Consider the following 19226-nt stretch of genomic DNA (forward strand, 5'->3'; position numbering starts at 1 on the left):
GGACCCGGCCGATGCGGGCACGCTCGATACGGACGGAGCGCCTGCCCGCTGGTGCGGCGCGGTGAGGTGGCGGGGGGGCGGCGGGGGGCTCGGGGCGCGACGGCGCGCGCGGTCGAACGGGACGCCGCTCCCGGCCTCACCTCGCCTCCCTCCGTGGCCCTCCGTGGCCCTCCGTGATCCCGCCCCCCCGGCCGGCCCTCCACGCCGCTGCTCGGCCCCACGCCCCTGTCCCGCGCGAGTTCTCTCGCCGCGCGGCGGAGCGGGGTGTGATCGTCGGGTTCGGGTGGGACTGACCCTCCGTCGTCGAAAGGACCCCCCATGACCAGCCGCTTCACCGAACTCGCCGTCGACTGTGCCGATCCGCGCGCGCTCGCGCGGTTCTGGTGCGCGGTGCTGGACTACGTGGTGTACGAGGACGAGGACGACGGCGACTTCGTGTCGATCGGGGCGCCGGGGACGGAGGCGGCCCGGCCCGGCTACGCGCCGCCCTCGATCGGGTTCGCGCGCGTTCCCGAGGGCAAAACGGTCAAGAACCGGCTGCACATCGACGTGAATCCGAGCGATCGCGAGCAGGCCGCGGAGGTCGGTCGGCTGCTCGCGCTCGGGGCGCGGCACGTGGACGTGGGGCAGGGCGACGACGTGTCGTGGGTGACGCTCGCGGACATCGAGGGGAACGAGTTCTGCGTGCTCGCGCGACGGGTGGCGTGAGCACGGCAGCGGGCGGCGAGCGCGGCAGCGGGCGGCGAGAGCGGCAGCAGACAGCGTGAGACCAGCAGCAGACGGCGAGAGACCGGCGGGGCTCAGCCCTTCCCGTTCGCCTTCTTCTCCCGTACGACGCAGAACGGGTGCCCCGCCGGGTCCGTCAGCACGCGGGCGTGGGCCGGGTCGTGGGGCTGGTGGTCCGGTACGGCCGCGCCGAGGGCGACCAGGCGGGCCTCCGTCGCCGTCAGGTCCTCGTCGACGTCGTAGCAGAGGTGGAGTTGCTGCGGGGCATCCTGCCCCGGCCACCGCGGCGGCCGGTAGTCCTCGACGCGCTGGAAACCGAGCGTGAACCCGTCCGGGGCCGTGAGCGCGGCGAACTCGGCGTCCGACCCCGGATGCCGGGTGAGCCCCGTCGCCTCCTGGTAGAAGGCCGCGAGGGCGAGCGGGTCGGGACAGTCGAGCGTGACGGCGGCGGGGCGCAGATACGCGGGCACGGGGGTGGCTCCTCGGTCGGCGGGGCCCCCACCGTACAGACGTGCCCGCGGGCGGCGGCGTGTCAGGTGGCAGTGGACTCGCCCGTACCGCCAAGGTGTGGGACGAATCCCATGAAAGGGGCGCAAGGTGCCTGAAATCACCAGCCCGTACGCGACCGGCACACCGTGCTGGGTCGACCTGATGGCGAAGGACCAGCAGAACGCGATCGACTTCTACGGCGATCTGCTCGGCTGGCAGCGGCGGGCGGGCTCCGCCGAGTACGGCGACTACGCGGTCTGCGAGCTGCGCGGGAAGGCCGTCGCGGGGATCGGCAGGGCGCAGGCGGGCGAGGGAACGCCGGAGCCGCCGACCGTCTGGACCACGTACCTCGCCACGACCGACGCCCCGGCGACGCAGGACGCGATCGTCCAGGCGGGCGGCTCGCTCATCGCGCCGACGACGGACGTCGGCGACCTCGGCAGGATGCTCATCGCGAGCGACCCGCAGGGAGCGGTCTTCGGCGTCTGGCAGCCGGGTTCGTTCCTCGGCGCGCAGCTCGTCAACGAGCCGGGCGCGCTCGTCTGGAACGAGCTGCACACCTCCGACGTGCCCACCGCCGCCTCCTTCTACGGCGAGGTGTTCGGCATGAACTTCCAGCTGGCGGAGGGCGCGGACTCCTACTGGGAGGTGAAGATCGCGGGCCGTACGGTCGGCGGTGCGACCTCGCTGAGCAACGACCCGCCCGGCACACCGGCGCACTGGCTGACGTACTTCTCGGTCGACGACACCGACTCGACCGTCGAGGCGCTCGTCCGTCGCGGTGGCACGGTGCTCGCCCCGCCCTTCGACATGGTGGCAGGCCGCATGGCAGTCGTGGCAGACCCGCAGGGCGGCGTCTTCGCGCTGATCCGGTCCACCGAGGGCTGAGGCACGGCCCCGCGGGGTGTACGCGCACCCCGCGGGGATTCCCTCGGTACGGCGTCCGTACGCGGGAGGCCGCGCGCGGGCGCGCCCTGCCCGCCACGCCGGGCGACCTCCGCGCGCACCCGGTGGGGAAGAAGACTCCGCGGCGAAGGCGAGCGGGTGCGGATCGGCCACGCGCGGCCACGACGGCGGCCCGTCCTCGCGGCGGCAGGCGAGGCCGACGGCCCGCTGCGTACGGGACTGCTCGCCGGGCAGCGCGTCGATGCCCCAGCCGTGGCGAGCGAACTCCGTGCGGGTGCGGGCGCGGGTTCGGGCGCGGGGGTTCGCGAGTTTCCGCGTACGGGCTCGGTGCCGGAGCAGGAGTAGGGGGCCTTGCGCGGGGGGCCTGAGGTATGGCGTGACGTGTTATGCCAGGGCGCGCAGCGGCGGGCGGCCCCGGCCGCGTCGCTCCGGGCGTTCCCAGCGCTCCGCCGCGCGTTCCGTCGGTTCGTCAGCGGGGAGGAGGACGACGAGCGACTGCGTGTCCGGCGGGGGCAGTTCGAGGCGTTGCCGCTCCCAGCGCAGGGGGCCTTGCTCGGGGTGGGCGAGGTGGAGGGGAGGGCGGGGCGGGGGGAGGTGGCGGTGGGCGCGGCGGGTGAACTCGGGGCCCGCCTCCTCCGCCAGGACGCTCGTGAACCAGGCGGACGCGCTCGCGGAAGGGCCGAGTCCGACATCGAAGGCGAGTTCGTCGGCGAGGTGCTCCCAGTCGGGGAAGGTCGCGCGGGCGCGCGGGTCGGTGAACACGTAGCGGGTCAGGTTCGGTTGGGGGACGTCGAGCAGTCCGCTCGGGCCGAAGAGCGCCGCGAAACCGGGCGTGTGGGCGAGGACGTCGCCGAGGGGGTTCGTGACGTACGCCGGTGCCGGGGCGAGGAGCCGGAGCGTGGCGAGGACCGTGGGGCCGACCTCGCGCGGGGGCGGCGCCGGGCGTCTGCCGCCCGGGCAGTTCGCGGTGGTGACCTTCGCCAGGTAGCGCAGGTGCACGCGCTCGGCGGGGTCCAGACTCAGGCCGTCCGCGAGGGCGTTGACGACGGCGGGGGACGGATTGCGGTCCCTGCCCTGCTCGATGCGGGTCAGGTACTCGACGCTGATGCCCGCGCGCCCCGCGAGGTCGATACGGCGCAGCCCCGGCGCCCGGCCGCGCGGCCGCGCGGCGAGGCCGAGGGACTCGGGACGGATGCTGTCGCGCTTGGCCCGGACGAAATCACCCAATGGCGTGCCCATACGGTCACTGTAGACAGCGGCGACCCGACGGGGGCAGACCTCTGGGTGGCCCTGCGGGGGCCAGCCCCGTCCCGGTCTGGTCGAGGACGTGGCGCGGGCCGACCGTGGAGCGCATGACACAGACACCGGACCGCACCCCCGAACGCCTTCCCGTCCTCACCGTCCTCGTCGCGAGCGTCCGCGAGGGCCGTTTCGGCCCCGTGGCGGCGGCGTGGTTCGCCGAACAGGCCCGTACGCACGGGGGTTTCACCGTACGGGTCGTGGATCTCGCGGGCATCGAGCTGCCGCTCGCCCTGCCCGCCTCCTCACCCAAGTACGCGGGTGACTCCTACCCGCGCCCGGCCGGTATGGCCCCGCTGACGGAGGCGCTGGCCGAGGCGGACGCGTTCGCCTTCGTCACGCCCGAGTACAACCACAGCTTCCCGGCCTCGCTCAAGGCCGCGATCGACTGGCACTTCACGCAGTGGGCGGCGAAGCCCGTCGCTTTCGTGAGCTACGGCGGCGCGGCGGGCGGCGCCCACGCGGCCCTCCACCTGGAGAACGTCCTCACCGAACTCCACGCGGTCCCCCTGCGCGACCGCCTCGCCTTCGTGAACTACTACACGGCCTGGCAGGACGGCCAGCCGCTCGCCCCCGAGACGGCCCCTCTCGCGAAGGGCCTCCTGGACAGGCTGGCCTGGTGGGCCCGGACACTGCGCACAGGCCGGGAGACGGAGGCGTATCCGCAGTGAGGGGCCGAGATGGGTGCCGGGGCGCTGTCAGCGGTACGTGCGAGGCTGCCCCGTACGACCGACGCTCCCGAGACGGCCACCCTCGCCCGCCTGCCCCTGGACGCCCAACTCGCCGCCCTGTGCGAGATCCTGGCGCGCAACGAGGTTCTGGCCGAAGTCGTGCGGCGCGTGGCCGGGCTCGGGCTGCCCGGCTGGTACGTGGCGGCGGGATGCGTCTTCCAGACGGTGTGGAACGTCGTCACCGGCCGCCCGCCCACGCACGGAATCCGGGACTACGACCTCTTCCACCACGACGCCTCCGACCTCTCCTGGGACGCCGAGGACGCCGTGATCAGGCGTGGCCGCGAGGTCTTCGCGGGGCTCCCGGCCGAGGTCGAGATCCGCAACGAGGCGCGCGTCCACCGCTGGTACGAGGCGAAGTTCGGCCTGCCGTGCGCCCCGTACCCGTCGAGCGAGGCGGCGATCGGCTCCTTCGCGGCGACGACGTGTCGCGTGGGCGTGCGGGCCGAGGACGGCGGGGGCCCGTGGCGCGTGTACGCGCCGCACGGTCTCGCGGACGCCTTCGGCCTCGTACTCCGCCCGCACCCGGTGCTCGCGCCGCGCGAGGTGTACGAGGCGAAGGCGGCGCGGTGGCGTGGGACCTGGCCCGAGCTTCGCGTGCTGGAGTGGGGCGGGGGCGGAGCGCTCACCGTATGAGTCACACGCGGGACGAGGCACACGCCGGACGAGGCACACGCGGGACAAGGCACACGCGGGACGAGGCGCACGCGGGGCACCGGGCGTACCGCACACCCGCGCCGCCCCCGCGCGGGTGCCGCCCCGGACGGCCCGTTCACTGCTTGCCCGCGCCCACCGGGTCCACGACGAGGAGCCCCGGCTTGTCGGCGCCCGCCTCGACGCTGAAGCCGACCGAGAGGCGCTGCGTGTGGGTCTCGTTGGGCGGGGTGACGTCGACGGCGTTGATGAAGACGCCGGAGCTGCCGCTCTTGCTCGGCGGGTAGTGGAGCGTGAAGCGCGTCGTGTCACCGGACTTGAGGTTGACGGCGGGCGGGGTCACGTCGCTGCGCTCGGCGCTGAGCGGGGCACCGGCCTCGTCGGAGCGGATGTCGATGCCCGGGAAGCCCTTGAGCGAGCAGGCGTCGCCGCTCGTGTTGCGCATACTGACGACAAGAGTGCCCTCGCCCATGCCGTGCGCGGTGTCGAAGGCGAGGTTCTCGGTCTTGCAGGCCCCGGCGGTGATCTGGCCGCCGCCACTGCCCTCGGAGTCGTCGGCGTCGGCGGAGGAGCCGGAGCCCGAGGCGGAGCCTGATTCGGAGCCTGAGTCGGCGGAGCCGGAGGAGGAACCGTTCGAGGTCCCGGCCGCCTTGGCGCCGCCCGTACCGCCGCCGCTGCCGCTCTCCGAAGCCCCGCCGTTGCCCGCGTCCCCGGACTGCCCCGTGGCGGCGGACGAGGAGTCGCCGCCGGAGGACTTGTCGTCGGAGCCGCCCCCGCAGGCGGTGAGCGAGAGCCCCGCGAGGAGCGCGACGGCGGCGAGGGTGAGCTTCTTGACAGGCATGGGACTTCCTTCGTTCGTTCGGTGCGCCTTCCTGATCAAGAGGACCACGCGCCACCCCTCCGCCGTTCCGCCCCTCCCCCGTCTCATACATGCCTGTGACACGCACGGGAGGACGGCACGGGCGGTCGGGGACGGTACGGCGGTACGAGCCGAGCGGTCCGCCCGCAGAACACGGGCCCGCCCCGGACGAGCGACCGGTTCCGGCCACCCGGGACCCCGCACCCCCCGGGCCCGCTCCGCCGAGACGGTTCCGTGACGCCCCAGGGATTGCCCCACCGCCCCGGCACAGGTCGCATACGTACCGCACACGAACCGCACACGGTTCCCGCCGTCACCCGTCACGAGGCCCCCACGGACGAGGCCTCGGCGGCCCCGCCCTCGCCCTCTGCACCTCGCACCCCGCCGCCCGGACCCACGAACCGGGCCCGCTCGGTCAGTCCTGCGGCCGGAGCCGTCGGCGGGCGTCCTCAAGCCGCTGGTCGTAGTCGGGCGCGAACAACTCGGGCAGCGCCTTGTCGAGCGTTCCCGCGATGCGGTGGATCGGCGCCCACACGGCCGAATCGTCCGCCAGTCGCCCGAGATCCGTCGTCTGGAGCCGCTCAAGCCCCTGCGACAGCACGAGCGCCTCGTCACCGGTCAGCTCGATCGCGACCCGCCCGTACGCCATGCGCGTCCCCCCGCGCCAGCCGCCTCGCTGCCGCCTCGCTGCCGCCTCGCTGCCGCCTCGCTGCCGCCTCGCTGCCGCCTCGCTGCCGCCTCGCTGCCGCCTCGCTGCCGCCTCGCTGCCGCCTCGCTGCCGCCTCGCTGCCGACGAACCTACCGACCACCGCCGTCAACGGCCGCTCGCACCCGCCGACTCTCTCCCCCCGCTCACCCGCACTGTCACTCGCCGCGCCTACCCTCCCGCTCATGACCCTCACGCCCTCCACACCCTCCGTCCCGGGCCACACCTGTTCCTCCTGCGGCGCGCGGCACGACGAGCCGCCGATGCACTACGCCGCCCCCGCGCCCTCGTACTGGACCCCCGAGATGGAATCGGAGCCGGACTGCCTGCTCTCGCCGGACCAGTGCGTCATCCACGCGGAGCACTACTTCGCGCGGGGGACGGTCGAGATACCCGTGCGGGGAACGGACGAGGTGTTCTCTTGGGGCGTGTGGGTCTCGTTGAGTCGGGAGAACTTCGGCCGGATGAGCGACCGTTGGGACACACCGGGGCGCGAGCACGAGGCTCCGTACTTCGGGTGGCTCAGCACCGAACTGCCGGTGTACGCCCCCACCACCCTCAACCTCAAGACGTACGTGCACACCCGCCCCATCGGCGAACGCCCCCGCGTCGAGCTGCAACCGACCGCGCATCCGCTCGCGGTGGAGCAGCGGAAGGGCATCGGGACGGACCGCGTACGGGAGCTGGCGGAGCTGCTGCTGCACGGCTAGCGAGGACCGGGCTCGCTCGAACCCCGGGCGACGCTCAGGAGCCGGGCGACGCTCAGGGTCCAGCCGCGCCCCGGAGCCGGGCCGCGCCCTGGAGTCGGACCGGACCGCCCTCAGGAGCCGTGCCGTGCCCAGGAGTCGGACGGCGCTCAGGAGTCGGGCAACCCTCAGACGTCCGGCCGCGCCCGGGAGCCACAGAAGTCCGGCCGCGCCCGGGAGCCGGGCCACGCTTGGAATCCAGCGGCGCTCGGAAGCCGGACCGCCCTTGTGAGCCGGGCCGCGCCCAGGAGCCGGGCCGTGTCCGGGAGCCTCAGGAGCCGGGCCGCGCCCAGGAGCCGGACCGCCGTCAGGGACTGAGCCGCGCCCGGGGGGCCAGACGGCGCTCAGGGGCCGGGCCGCGCGCGGGAGCCGGGCGGCGTTCTGGAGTCGGGCCACCCTCAGAAGTCCAGCAGCGCTCAGGTGTCTGACCACCCTCAAGGGCCGGACCACCCTCAGGGGCTGGGCCGTGCCCGGGAGCCGGGCGCCCTTCAGGAGCCGGGCCACCCCAGAAGTCCAGCAGCGCTCAGGTGTCGCACCGCCCTTGGGAGCCGGACCACCCGCAAGGGCCGGACCATCCTCAGGGGCTTGGCCACCCTCAAGGGCCGGGCCATGCCCAGAGGTCGCGCGCCGTTCAGGAGTGGGGCCACCCCCAGAAGTCCAGCAGCGCTCAGGTGCCGCACCGCCCTTGGGAGCCGGGCCACCATCCTCAGAGGCTGGGCCGTGCCCGGGAGTCGGGCGCCGTTCAGGAGTCGGGCCACCCCCAGGAGTCCAGCCACGCTCGGGAGCCGGGCCACCCCCAGGCGCCTCACGAGCCGCGCCGCGCTCAGGAGCCGGACCCCGCTCGGAAGCCGCACCACCCTCAAAGGCCGGGCCCCCCAGGAGCGGGGCATCGCCCAGGAGCCGGACGGCGCCCAGGAGTCGGGCCACCCTCAGAAGTCCAGCAGCGCTCGGGAGCCGGACCGTCCCCAGGAACCGGACCGCGCTCGGAAGCCGGACCACACCCTCAGCAGCCGGGCGGCGCGCGGGAGTCGGACTGTCCTCCAGGGATCGGACCGCACCCGAGAACCGGACCGCACCCGAGAACCGAACGCGCTCGGGCACCGGACCGTGCTCGGGAGGTTTTCTTGAACGTCCGATCCAGATGCTCTACGGTGGGGGCATGGCAAGGACACGCGAGTTCGACACCGAAGCGGCGGTGGGTCGCGCCATGCGCCTGTTCTGGACGCGTGGGTACGAGGCCACCTCGGTGCGCGACCTCACCCAGGAACTCGGGATCGGGCAGGGCTCCTTGTACGCCGCCTTCGGTGACAAGGAGGGGCTGTACCGCGCCGCGCTCGCGCACTACCGCGACACCCTCGCCGCAGCCGCTCTCCGCACGCTGGAGGGGGGGCCCGGCGCCCGCGCGGCGATCCGTTCGATGCTGGTCGAGCGGGTCCGTATCGCCGTCGAGTACGACGGCCGGGGCTGCCTGGCGGTCAACGCCGCGTGCGAACGTCTCCCGGAGAGCCCGGAGATCCGGCGGATCGTACGGGACATGCTGGACGCCAGCAGGGACGCGCTCGCCGAGGTGCTGCGCGTCGCGGCCGAGCGGGGCGAGATCGCGCCTCGGCACGACCCCCACACCCTGGCCGGCTACCTCGTCACGTTCCTCAACGGCCTCTTGGTCTCCGCCAAGGTCACCCCGGACGCCCGCGCGCTCGATCCGCTCGTGGAGGTCGCCCTGACCGCCCTCGGCTGAGTTTTTCATGGCCTGAAAATGTAACGCTCGATCCAGAAAACGGACCGAAAAACGAAAAGGACACCACCCATGCCCGCACCGGCCACCCCCGCTCTCGGCGGCAGCCGCTGGAACACCTTCCCCGCTGCCGGTACCGCCCTCACCGCCCACGAGTTCCTCACCGCCATCGAACCGCTGCTCCAAGGGGTCATCGACGACAACCACCTCACCGCCGCCGACGCCGACATACTCGCCGACCAGATCCGCGCGACCCTCGCGCTCGGTACCAGGGAGACCACACTGCCGCTGACCGTGGGCCCGGACAGCGACGAGGGGGCGCGCGAACTGGCCGCGCAGGCCGAGACGATCGGGCGCGAACTCGCCAACTGGTCCATCGCCTCCCTGGACCGGCTGCTCGGCGAACCGCTACCGCTGCCCGCCGGGCCGCTGGTCGTCCGCAGCCACTGCTACGGCCATCTCCTCACCCCGCCTGCGGCCGACCTGCTCCTGTACCGGCGCGGCGGGCCCGTCACGATGCAGCTCTACAACGAGTGGGTGCACCAAGTCGTCCTGCTCCGCGACGCCTTGCTCCCCTTCACCAACTGGCAGGACGTGCCGCTCCTGGTCACCCCGGCCGGACTGCGGCACACCGAGGCGGCCCGCGACGCGTTCCTCACGGAACTCCTCGTCCGCCGGATCAGGCACTCTGCCATCGTGGACTACGCCCGCCACGCCGTCACTGGCAGTGGCAGTGGCAGTGGCAGTGGCAGTGGCAGTGGCAGTGGCAGTGGCAGTGGCAGTGGCAGTGGCAGTATCGGCCCGGGGGCCTCGGGGACGGTAACCGGTTACGGCTTCGCGACCGGCGGGGGCAGCGCCCTGCCCGCCGTACTCGACCAGCCGCCCCTCACCGCGCCCCGCCACCTGCTGACCTGGCGCCCGGCCACCGACCCGGCCGTCGACGGAGTCGTCACGTACGTCGCGGAGGTGAGCGACTATTACGCCGCCCCGCGCACTCTCGTCGAGGACCTGCCGAGCGACGGCACCGCGCCCGGTCCGCTCACCGCCCGCCTCGTCGAGGGGCCGGTCCGCGACGGAACCCGTACCGCCCGCATCGAGGTCACCGACGGAGGCACCACCACCCGCGTCGACCTCGGCCAGGCACTGCGCGGCCACCGCTACGCCGACCGTCAGGCCCCGGCAGCCGCCCCCGCCACCGCCCCGGCCCCGGGCGGTACCGGTCCCCGTACCGCCTCCGTCTGGTCCGCGCTGCGCGCGCCGGGACTCGTGTGGACGCGGTCGGGCGAGGTGGCGTTCGACGCCGACGGCCGCGACGGCCTCACCGTCCTGGCCCTCCTCGGCCGCCTCTACCCGGAGAATGTCGCCCTGCGTCCTGTCGGCACCTCCGCCACCTCCGCCACCTCGGCCACAACGACCACCGGCACAGGCCCGAGCCGCCTGCTGGCACTCGTCACCCCGCGACGAACCGCCTGACACCTGCCACTCCGCCCCGCCTCCGGAACGCGCCCGTGACAGGACACGACGTCACTCGATCGCTCACACGACCGTTCCCGGGCAGTCCAACACCCCCTGCCTCATCACACTGTTGGCGATCAAGGCATACGCACTCCCGGGCTACCGACTCTGCTGGCGCAACCCCGCCAACGGGCTGGCAGACATGGCAAACGTGGCAGACATGGCAGACGTGGCAGACGTGGCAGACCGTCAGCCCTGCCCCGGGGCACTGCCAACCGTGCACATCGCGGCGGCGGCACCCGTCCCGGATGGCACCCTGACTGCCAGACCGGACCACGCACACCCGTGCGCCCGAGAACCACGCGTCCTCACGCCGACCAGGCCACGGCAGCTCGTGGCACCGTTCGGGGTGTTCACATCGGCGGCGGAACGGGGCCTCGACCAGCTTGGGCCGATGCCTGCCCTCCGGCCCGCAAGCGGTTCGCCGAGAGCGTCGTGCTCGTGGTCGACGGCGCTTTGGTCCCCGGCCGCGCGCACCATCGCCGACGATGGCTGCCCGGGCGGCGGACCGGCCCCCCGTACTGCCGCGAGCGCGGCCACCGCGAACCACCGGCTTGGAGAGAGGAGCGCGACCAGTCCCACAAGCGGGTCCGCGCCGCGTCGGGCTCAAGGGTGCCGGAGTCCGCCACGCCGTGCTCGGCATCGCCCGGATGCACGACCCGCCCTCACCTGCTGGATCAACGGGCCACACGGCCGCCGGCCATGCCCGAGGCGACCCGGAGACCATGTGCGAGACCCCCCTCCGGCAGGACCGGCTTTCCGGCCGGGGCCGCGTCCGGCTGGTCGAGGGGCGGGTGCGGGGCGGGTGCGGGGCGGGTTCGGGTGCGGCCTGTGGTTCGGGCCGAGGTCCTGGGCCATGTGCGTGGGCCCGCGCCGGACGGGCTTGCCGTCCGACGTGCTCGTTGGGCGGCGCCGGGGGTGCCCGGGAGAGAGCTGCCGACCGGTGCCGGGGACATCCCCGACGCCGCTCATCGATCCCGAGGGACGCGGGCCACGGGTGTGGTTCCAGGAAATTCCGGAGCCGAAGGCGCCAGATACCGGCGGTACTTCGGCCTGAAGGCGGTGGGGACCGTGTCGTCCCTCTCGACGTCCGCTCACAGCGGGTCAAGGCTACGGTGGAACGGTTGGTCAAGGTCGGCGCCACCGTGCTGCGGGTCAAGGACGACCCGGACACGGGGCTTCCCGTCGCAGCCGTGCAGGACCCCGAGGGAAACGAATTCGGGATCGTCCGTGGGGCGCGGGAAGGTGCTGGCCAGAGCCATTCGTTGAGGGCTGCGACCAGCACGGTTGCTTGCTTCGTGGCGGCCGGCGAGTTCCTCGTATCGGACGTGGCGACGCTTCGATGGCACGGGAGGCGGTTGACCCCGCACTCGACCGCGTGTCGCTGCTCGCAGGCGGCGCGCTCACGCTCACTCCCGCGCTCACTCGCTCCCACGCCCACGCGCGAAAACCGCTGGCACCCGCTCCCCCGCTTCCGCAGACTCGCCCCATGCCTCCTCTCCATCCGCACGAGATCCCGACGACCCCGGACCTCGTGCGTGAGTTGCTCGCCGCGCAGGCGCCGGAGTGGGCCGGGTTGCCGGTGCGGTACGTGGGAGCGGGGACCGACAACACGATGTACCGGGTCGGGGACGAGTACGTCGTGCGGTTGCCGCGTACGCGGGCGGGGTCGATGGAACGGGAGTCGGTCTGGCTTCCCCGGATCGCCCCACTGCTGAGTCAACAGGTGCCCGAAGTCCTGTACTTGGGGCGTCCCAGCGTGCGGTTCCCCGCGCCGTGGGCCGTGTTGCGGTGGATCGAGGGGGTGGAGCCGGGGCCGGGGACCGTGCGGGACTGGAGTGCCTTCGGGGCTGATCTGGCTGGTTTCGTACGGGAGTTGCGTGCGGCGCCGCTCATGGGGGAACGGCGTGCGGACGGGCTGGGCTGGTACCGGGGCGGGCCCCTGCGGGGCATCGCGCGGGAGGCAGGGGCGGGGCTCGACGGGTGCGCGGCGCTGGGCGACGGCGTACTCGGACTGGACCTCGTGGCGCTGCGCGAGGTGTGGGAGGCCGCGCTCGCGCTGCCCGAGCCCGAGGGGCCGGAGGGGTGGCTCCACGGTGACCTGCGCCCGGCGAACCTGCTGGTCAGGGACGGGCGGCTCAGCGCCGTCATCGACTTCGGCACCCTCTCCCCCGGCCTCCCCGACGCCGAGCACGCCCCCGTCTTCGACCTGCCGCCCGAGGCTCGTACCGCCTACCGCGAAGCCCTCGCCCTGGACGGGCCGACGTGGGCCCGCGCCCGGGGCTGGGCGCTCGCTGTCGCGGCGATGGCGGTCCCGTACTACTGGGAGACGTTGCCGGACTTCGCCACGGAGAGCGTGACGAGGCTGCGGAACGTCCTCGCGGACGCCGCCGCCGGGGACGCCGCCGCCAGGGACGGCGTCACTGGGGACAGCGTCACTGGGGACAGCGTCGCCGGGGTCGGCGGAGCGCGGGGCTGAGACGAGTCCCGCTCGCAGGCGTCCCGGCGCGCTTGTCGGACCCCGCCCGTACGCTCTCCGCATGTCGACCACTCCTCCCCCGCCCCTCCGCCTCGAACCCTGGTCCGACGCCGACTTGGCGCTCCTCCGGGCGAGCAACACCCCCGCCATGACCGCGCATCTCGGCGGGCCCGAGAGCGAGGCGCAGTTGCTCGCGCGGCATCGGCGCTATCTCGACCCGGAGGCCAACGGGACGATGTTCCGCATCGTGCTGCCGCCGGGCGGGGAGACCGTCGGGTCCACGGGGTTCTGGGAGCACGAGTGGGGCGGGGAGGCCGCGTACGAGACGGGGTACGCGATCCTGCCGGAGTTCCAGGGGCGGGGCCTCGCGGTCGCCGCGACGCGCGCGGTCGTGGACGCGGCCCGCGCGGACGGCAGGCACCGCTACCTGTACGCGTTCCCCTCCGTGGACCACGTCGCTTCCAACGCGGTGTGCCGCAAGGCGGGATTCGAGCTGAGCGGCGCATCCGAATTCGAGTACCCGAAGGGCCACTTCATGCGCTCCAACGTCTGGCGGGCCGACCTCTCGGCGGGCGCGGGCGCGGCATAGGGGCGGCGGCACGTCGCGGGTCCGGCCTCCACGGCAGGACCGTACGCCCCGTGAGCGTGCCACCCGGCAGGATGGCCCCCATGACGCTGCTCGGGATAGGGGAATTCGCGCGGGCCACGCGGCTTTCCGCGAAGGCTTTGCGGTTGTACGACGGCAAGGGGCTGCTCGTGCCCGCGCGGGTCGATCCTGTGACCGGGTACCGGTACTACGGTCCCGAGCAGGTCGAACGGGGTCTGCTGATCGGGTGGTTGAGGCGGCTCGGGATGCCGCTCGCGCGGGTCGGGGAGGTCGTCGCGATGGAGCCGGGGGCGGCTGCGGAGGCCGTGCGCGGGTGGTGGGGCGGGGTCGCCGCCGAGACGGCGGTACGGGGGGAGCTGGCGGCGTTCGTCGCCGATACGCTCGCGGGGCTGCCCCGAGGGCCCGTGAGCGTCTTGCGGTGCGCGGCGGTGAGCGACAGGGGGCTCGTACGGGGCGAGAACCAGGACGCCGTGCACGCCGGTGAACGGCTCCTCGCGGTCGCCGACGGGTTCGGGGTGGGCGGGGCGCGGGCGAGCGCGGGAGCCGTCGACGCCCTGCGCCGCTTCGCCGAGGGGCCCGAGCCCGCTCCCGGCACGCTCCTCAACGCGCTCGCCGACGTCGTCGGCGAAGCGGCCCGCAGGGTACCCGCGCGGGCAGGGACCACGCTCACCGCGCTGCTCCCGGCCGGTCGGCGCCTCGCCCTCGTGCACGTCGGCGACACGCGCGCGTACCTCCTGCGCGACGGCGCGCTCTCGCTTCTCACGCGCGACCACACCCTCGTCCAGGCCCTCGCCGACGAGGGCCGCATCACCGCGCGCGAGGCGGCCGTGCACCCCCAACGCGCCCAGCTCGTACGGGCCTTGGCTCCCCCGGCACCCCGCCCCGATCTTCACCTCCGGACCCCCCGCCCCGGCGACCGCTACCTCCTGTGCTCCGACGGCCTCACCACGACCGTTCCCGAACCCGCACTGCGCCGCACCCTGCGCGAGACCCCGGAGGACCCCGCCCGCGCGGCCCGCGCGCTCGTCTCGCTGGCCAGGTCGGCGGGCGGCCCCGACAACGTGAGCTGCGCCGTCGCGGACGTACCGGCCTGAGCCGGGCCCGGCCCGGGGCTTCCGCGCCTCACTCCCCCGCCGTGCGCCGCACGCACTCCCGTACCACTTCGCCCAGACCCCGGGCCCTCACCGTTCGCCACGCGGGTCCCCTGGAGCCGAGCCCCGTTGCCCCTGCCGAGGGGGCACGTCAACTCGGCCTGTACGTAGGCGAGATCGCCTTCCCCTTCGAGGGCCCCGTGCGCACGGGCGCGAGGCGGGCGTCCAGGCTCTCGGGTCTCGGCGGGTGTGGCCGAGGTGTGGCCGAGGTGTGGCGCAGGGGGTGGAGGGGGTGGAGGAGGTCTCCGTCGAGGCCGGAACGGGCGGTCTGCCAGGAGGCCGGGCACGGCACGGAGGCGGGAACGGGAGCGGGAAGGGCGGGCGGGAACGGCGGGCGGGAACGGCGCTGGGCGCGACGTCGTCCGCCACCGCCCGGGCCGCCGTCTCCACGAGCGCGCGGGACCGGGCGGCGGCGAGGGGGGAACGGGGTGCGCGGGTCCGGGCAGGCGTCAGCGACGCGGATCTCGACCGTCGGCCAGTGGCGCGAGAGGCGCGCGTCGAAGAGATCATCCCCTCGTCGTGGAGCACGCCCGTCGCGACCGTCGCACGAGCCTGCGCGTGGTGCTCCTTCGCCGAGCCGAAGATCCTGTACGGGCCCGCCGACGGCCAGCGTCTCCCGGGACAGGCGCGGTAGCCGACGCAACCGGTGGCCCGGCCTTGCCAGAAAGGGGGTTGGCGCTCAGGACGGGGAGTTGGGGGAGCTGGGGGAGCCAGGGGCGGGGACGTGGCGGCGGCGATGCGTGCGTCGGTACGGCGCGCACGTGCCGTTCGGTGTCGGCACGGCGCACGTGCCGGTCGGTGTCGGCACGCAGGTGGCGGATCTCGTCCGCGAGTGCGTCGAGGTCCGTGCAGGGGGCTGGGCTGGTGGCGAACTCCGCGTGCTGACCGTGCGGAGCGTACGCACCGGGCCGCTTCTCCCCGCTTCTCCCCGCCTCTCCCCGCCTCACGTCGTCCACAAGCTGTGGGCCACGTGAGGCGAGTGCCCTCGTACGGGCGGCGCGCCGGGAGGATGGCAGGCAGGTCCGATGTCCGCCACCTGCCACCCTCCGAAAGTCAGCTGTCTGCCCCTGGCAGTCTGCCGCCTGCCACCCCGCCGACGGTCACCTGTCTGCCTGCCACTTGCCGGCAGTCAGCTGCCAGCCTGCCACCCCGCCGACAGTCACCTGCCTACCTGTCACTTCCCGGCAGTCAGCTGCCTGCCCGCCGCTTCCCGGCAGTCACCTGCCAGCCTGCCACCCTCGGGCAGTCATCTGTCTGCCTTGGCAGTCAATCCGCCGCCTGCCACCCCGCCGACAGCCACCTGCCTGCCCGCCACTTCCCGGCAGTCACCTGCCAGCCCGCCACCCCGCCGACAGTCACCTGTCTGCCCCCTGGCAGTCTGCCGCCTGCCACCCTCGGGCAGTCTCCTGCCACCCTCGGGCAGTCATCTGTCTGCCTTGGCAGTCAATCCGCCGCCTGCCACCCGGCCGGCACCCGCCTGCCACCGGCTGCCACCCGCCTGCCGCCCGGCCCTCACCCGCCCTGTCCCTCGCTGCCGAGCGGCCCGACCTCGACGCCCGCGCCCCCGCCGTCCTCCGTGACGGGCAGCGAGGCCTCGCCCGGCCAGGCGAGGGTCACGGGCTTCGTCTCGTTGGGCGGGGTCACGACCAGGCCCGTCACGCGGACGCCGGAGCCGCCCGTCTTGTTGAACGGGTACCAGACGCCGAAGGAGGTCGATTCGCCCGCCTTGAGGACCACGGGCAGGTCGGGGATGGACTCCTTGTTCGCGCGGGTCGCCGAGAGCGCGCCCGCGTTGGTCTTCAGGTCGACCCCCGCGTAGGCGCCGCCGAGCGCGCACGAGGTTCCGCCCGCGTTCTTCAGCGTCACCGCGACGGTGGCCCTGTCGTCCCCGTCGATGGTGGTGTTCGCGGCGGTGACCTTCAAACCGTCCGTACGGCACGCGGCGACGCCGCCGTCCGCGCCCTGCGCCCCGTCCTTCCCGTCCCCTTCGGAGGACGGCCCGCCCGACGCCCCGGACACCGACGCCCCGGCGGAGGCGGTGGCCCCCGAGTCCCCGGAGGAGCCCGAGTCGCCGGAGGAGCCCGAGTCGCCCGCCGTTTGCGAGGAGGCCGACCCCTTCCCCGTACCGGCCGCTTCGTCACCGCCGTCGTCGCTCTGGCAGGCCGTGAGCGAGAGTCCCGCGACAACGGCAAGAGCGGCGAGGCCGCCGAGCTTGAACACGCGCATCGTTCTTCCTCCGTGGGGGTGTGAGGCTTCGTGACGCCGTTCTCGCGGACCGTCCGCGAAGCGCCACTGCCCCACAGGACCCCGTACGCCCCCGCCCCCGTTCCCGCCGCGCCCCACCGGGGACGCCCCTGTGACACAGGCGCAACACCACCCGGACGAACCCCCTCCGCCTGGCCACCCCCACGAACCGCCCCGCGAACCCGCCCCGCAGGCCCGCACCGACGCCCCCCACACGCCCACACACCCAACCCCCACGGCCCCGCTCCACCACCCCGCCACCCCGCCCCACACGCACCACCCCACCACCCCACCCCACACGCACCACCCCCACGAGCCCGCCCCACGAGCCCGCCCCACGCGGCCACCTCCACACCCCGCCAAGCACGCCCGCCCCCACGGACGAACCCACCCCCCGTGGCCACCTACCCACCCCCACCCCACGCCGGCCCCCGCCCCCACGCCCCCACGCCCCCACGCCCCCACGCCCCCACGCCCACCTCACACCAGCACCCGCTCACCACCCCACACCCACCCCACGCCCACCCCACGCACCCTCCCCCTCCCATCCGGTTGTATGGCCCCATGACGACCGACGCAGACATGACCATGCCCGACTGGGAGAAGCGGTTCCGCGCTCCCCGGGTCTCCCTTCCCGAGTGGGCCGATGACGCCCCCGACCGTTCCCTCTTCGTGTCGAACGCGACCGGGACGTACGAGCTGTACGCCTGGGACCGGGCCAATGGGGCGCAGCGGCAGGTCACCGACCGCGAGAACGGGACGACGGACGGGACGCTGAGTCCCGACGGTGAGTGGATCTGGTGGTTCGACGACCACGACGGGGACGAGTTCGGGGTGTGGCAGCGCCAGCCGTTCGCCGGGGGCGAGGACGTCGAGGCGCTGCCCGGGGTCGCCGCCGCGTACTCGGCGGGGCTCGCGCTCGGGCGGGACGGGCGGACCGTCGCGGTGGGGAGTTCGAGCGACGAGCACGGTTCGCTCGTGCACGTCGTACGGGACGGGGGCGCGCCCGTCGAGGTGTACAGGCACCGCGAGTCGGCGGGCGTCGGTGACCTCTCGTACGACGGCACCCTGCTCGTCGTCGAGCACACCGAGCACGGGGACGCGATGCACTCCGCGCTGCGGGTGCTGAGGATCGGCGGCGCGGGCGAGGTCGAGGACACCGTCGCCGAACTCGACGACACCGAGGGCGGTACGAAGGAACTCGGCCTCTCCGTCATGGGCTTCGCGCCGGTCGCCGGGGACTCGCGGCTCCTCGTCGGCACGCAGCGCGCGGGCCGCTGGCTGCCGATGATCTGGGACCCGGTGGCCGGTACGGAGACCGCGCTCGCCATCGACCTGCCCGGCGACGTGAGCGCCGACTGGTACGAGGACGCCTCCGCGCTGCTCGTCGCGCACAGCCACGAGGCGCGCGGCGAGCTGTACCGCTACGACCTCGCGACGCAGCGTCTGGAGCGGATCGAGACGCCGCGCGGCACCGTGTCGGGCGCGGGCGCGCGCCCGGACGGCAGCGTCGAGTACCTGTGGTCGTCGGCGGCCGAGCCGCCTGTCGTGCGCTCCACGACGAGCGGCGTCGTGCTCGACCCGCCCGGCATGAAGGCCCCGGCGTCCGTGCCGGTCACGGACGCGTGGGTGGAGGGCCCCGGCGGGCGCGTGCACGCGCTCGTGCAGACCCCCGCCGGGGACGGCCCCTTCCCGACCGTGTTCGAGATCCACGGCGGCCCGACGTGGCACGACAGCGACGCCTTCGCCGCCGGGCCCGCGGCCTGGGTGGACCACGGGTACGCGGTCGTCCGCGTCAACTACCGGGGCTCGACGGGGTACGGGCGCGCCTGGACCGACGCGCTCAAGCACCGGGTCGGGCTCATCGAGCTGGAGGACATCGCCGCGGTGCGGGAGTGGGCGGTGGGCTCGGGGCTCGCCGACCCCGAGCGGCTGATCCTGTCGGGCGGCTCCTGGGGCGGGTACCTCACGCTGCTCGGGGTCGGCACGCAGCCGGGGGCGTGGGCGGCGGGCGTCGCCGCCGTGCCCGTGGCGGACTACGTGACCGCGTACCACGACGAGATGGAGGCGCTGAAGGCGATGGACCGCACCCTCTTCGGGGGTACGCCCGAGGAGCTGCCCGAGCGCTGGGCGGCGTCGAGCCCGCTCACGTACGTGGACGAGGTGCGCGCGCCCGTCTACATCTCCGCCGGGGTCAACGACCCGCGCTGCCCGATCAAGCAGGTCGAGAACTACGTCGACAGGCTCGCCGCCCGCGCGCACCCGCACGAGGTCTACCGCTACGACGCGGGCCACGGCTCGCTCGTCGTGGACGAGCGCGTGAAGCAGGTGCGGATGGAACTGGACTTCGTGCGGCGGTACGTGCCGACGGCGTGAACC

The 19226-nt window shown here is 74.1% G+C and carries 19 protein-coding genes and 1 pseudogene; 15 read left to right on the top strand and 5 right to left on the bottom strand.

The genetic code is table 11. The features are described from left to right. Nucleotides 1–318 precede the first annotated feature (318 nt). Complete coding sequence (locus ACQYWQ_RS13695) at nt 319–708, top strand: VOC family protein (RefSeq protein WP_431034841.1); 390 nt, start codon at nt 319–321, stop codon at nt 706–708. A 92-nt stretch (nt 709–800) separates the two neighbouring features. On the opposite strand, the gene ACQYWQ_RS13700 is transcribed toward ACQYWQ_RS13695, so the two are convergent. Next, nucleotides 801–1196, bottom strand: a complete 396-nt coding sequence (locus ACQYWQ_RS13700) for a VOC family protein (RefSeq protein WP_431034842.1) — start codon at nt 1194–1196, stop codon at nt 801–803. Nucleotides 1197–1323: 127 nt separating this feature from the next. Between ACQYWQ_RS13700 and ACQYWQ_RS13705 the strand changes: the two genes are divergently transcribed. Both ACQYWQ_RS13705 and ACQYWQ_RS13710 read left to right on the top strand, forming a co-directional pair. Then, nucleotides 1324–2103 (top strand): VOC family protein, encoded by a 780-nt coding sequence (locus ACQYWQ_RS13705; RefSeq protein WP_431034843.1) that lies wholly within the window; start codon nt 1324–1326, stop codon nt 2101–2103. Nucleotides 2104–2259: 156 nt separating this feature from the next. Then, complete coding sequence (locus tag ACQYWQ_RS13710) at nt 2260–2466, top strand: hypothetical protein (RefSeq protein ID WP_431034845.1); 207 nt, start codon at nt 2260–2262, stop codon at nt 2464–2466. A 39-nt stretch (nt 2467–2505) separates the two neighbouring features. Here ACQYWQ_RS13710 and ACQYWQ_RS13715 read toward each other — a convergent pair whose 3' ends face one another. Further along, entirely contained in the window at nt 2506–3360 is an 855-nt protein-coding gene (locus ACQYWQ_RS13715; protein WP_431034846.1) for a helix-turn-helix domain-containing protein, read from the bottom strand. A gap of 113 nt (nt 3361–3473) precedes the next feature. On the opposite strand from ACQYWQ_RS13715, the gene ACQYWQ_RS13720 reads away from it, so the two are divergent. Further along, entirely contained in the window at nt 3474–4091 is a 618-nt protein-coding gene (locus tag ACQYWQ_RS13720) for an NADPH-dependent FMN reductase (RefSeq protein ID WP_431034847.1), read from the top strand. 9 nt (nt 4092–4100) lie between these two features. Then, the gene (locus ACQYWQ_RS13725) at nt 4101–4787 is read left to right on the top strand and encodes a nucleotidyltransferase family protein (protein ID WP_431034848.1); all 687 of its coding nucleotides are present in this window, start codon (nt 4101–4103) and stop codon (nt 4785–4787) included. 136 nt (nt 4788–4923) lie between these two features. Here ACQYWQ_RS13725 and ACQYWQ_RS13730 read toward each other — a convergent pair whose 3' ends face one another. Together ACQYWQ_RS13730 and ACQYWQ_RS13735 are read right to left on the bottom strand one after the other, a co-directional pair. Next, nucleotides 4924–5646 carry a DUF4232 domain-containing protein gene (locus ACQYWQ_RS13730; protein ID WP_431034849.1) on the bottom strand — a complete coding sequence of 241 codons (723 nt, stop codon included), beginning with the start codon at nt 5644–5646 and terminating at the stop codon, nt 4924–4926. Between the two features lie 433 nt (nt 5647–6079). Further along, a complete protein-coding gene (locus ACQYWQ_RS13735; RefSeq protein WP_431034851.1) occupies nt 6080–6313 on the bottom strand; it encodes a hypothetical protein in 234 nt (77 codons plus the stop codon). Nucleotides 6314–6555: 242 nt separating this feature from the next. Between ACQYWQ_RS13735 and ACQYWQ_RS13740 the strand changes: the two genes are divergently transcribed. The 9 genes and pseudogenes from ACQYWQ_RS13740 to ACQYWQ_RS13780 all read left to right on the top strand — a co-directional run bounded on the left by ACQYWQ_RS13740 (nt 6556) and on the right by ACQYWQ_RS13780 (nt 15577). Next, entirely contained in the window at nt 6556–7080 is a 525-nt protein-coding gene (locus tag ACQYWQ_RS13740) for a DUF2199 domain-containing protein (protein ID WP_431034853.1), read from the top strand. Between the two features lie 1195 nt (nt 7081–8275). Beyond that, entirely contained in the window at nt 8276–8854 is a 579-nt protein-coding gene (locus ACQYWQ_RS13745; RefSeq protein ID WP_431034854.1) for a TetR/AcrR family transcriptional regulator, read from the top strand. A 69-nt stretch (nt 8855–8923) separates the two neighbouring features. Then, nucleotides 8924–10324 (top strand): hypothetical protein, encoded by a 1401-nt coding sequence (locus ACQYWQ_RS13750; protein WP_431034855.1) that lies wholly within the window; start codon nt 8924–8926, stop codon nt 10322–10324. Nucleotides 10325–11091: 767 nt separating this feature from the next. After that, a pseudogene (locus ACQYWQ_RS13755) lies at nt 11092–11532 on the top strand (hypothetical protein); the annotation flags it as partial. A gap of 323 nt (nt 11533–11855) precedes the next feature. Further along, a complete protein-coding gene (locus tag ACQYWQ_RS13760) occupies nt 11856–12845 on the top strand; it encodes an aminoglycoside phosphotransferase family protein (protein ID WP_431034856.1) in 990 nt (329 codons plus the stop codon). Nucleotides 12846–12906: 61 nt separating this feature from the next. Next, nucleotides 12907–13434 (top strand): GNAT family N-acetyltransferase, encoded by a 528-nt coding sequence (locus ACQYWQ_RS13765; RefSeq protein ID WP_431034858.1) that lies wholly within the window; start codon nt 12907–12909, stop codon nt 13432–13434. Nucleotides 13435–13514: 80 nt separating this feature from the next. Next, the gene (locus tag ACQYWQ_RS13770) at nt 13515–14546 is read left to right on the top strand and encodes a MerR family transcriptional regulator (RefSeq protein ID WP_431039181.1); all 1032 of its coding nucleotides are present in this window, start codon (nt 13515–13517) and stop codon (nt 14544–14546) included. Nucleotides 14547–15081: 535 nt separating this feature from the next. Beyond that, entirely contained in the window at nt 15082–15237 is a 156-nt protein-coding gene (locus tag ACQYWQ_RS13775) for a hypothetical protein (protein WP_431034859.1), read from the top strand. A 127-nt stretch (nt 15238–15364) separates the two neighbouring features. Further along, a complete protein-coding gene (locus ACQYWQ_RS13780) occupies nt 15365–15577 on the top strand; it encodes a hypothetical protein (protein ID WP_431034861.1) in 213 nt (70 codons plus the stop codon). A gap of 538 nt (nt 15578–16115) precedes the next feature. Here ACQYWQ_RS13780 and ACQYWQ_RS13785 read toward each other — a convergent pair. Continuing rightward, nucleotides 16116–16829, bottom strand: a complete 714-nt coding sequence (locus tag ACQYWQ_RS13785; RefSeq protein WP_431034862.1) for a DUF4232 domain-containing protein — start codon at nt 16827–16829, stop codon at nt 16116–16118. A 606-nt stretch (nt 16830–17435) separates the two neighbouring features. Between ACQYWQ_RS13785 and ACQYWQ_RS13790 the strand changes: the two genes are divergently transcribed. Continuing rightward, nucleotides 17436–19223: a S9 family peptidase gene (locus ACQYWQ_RS13790; RefSeq protein ID WP_431039182.1), complete on the top strand. Its 1788-nt coding sequence runs from the start codon at nt 17436–17438 to the stop codon at nt 19221–19223. Nucleotides 19224–19226 lie beyond the last annotated feature (3 nt).

Origin of the sequence: Streptomyces sp. P6-2-1 (assembly GCF_050613165.1) — a bacterium.
Classification (GTDB): Bacteria; Actinomycetota; Actinomycetes; order Streptomycetales; family Streptomycetaceae; genus Streptomyces.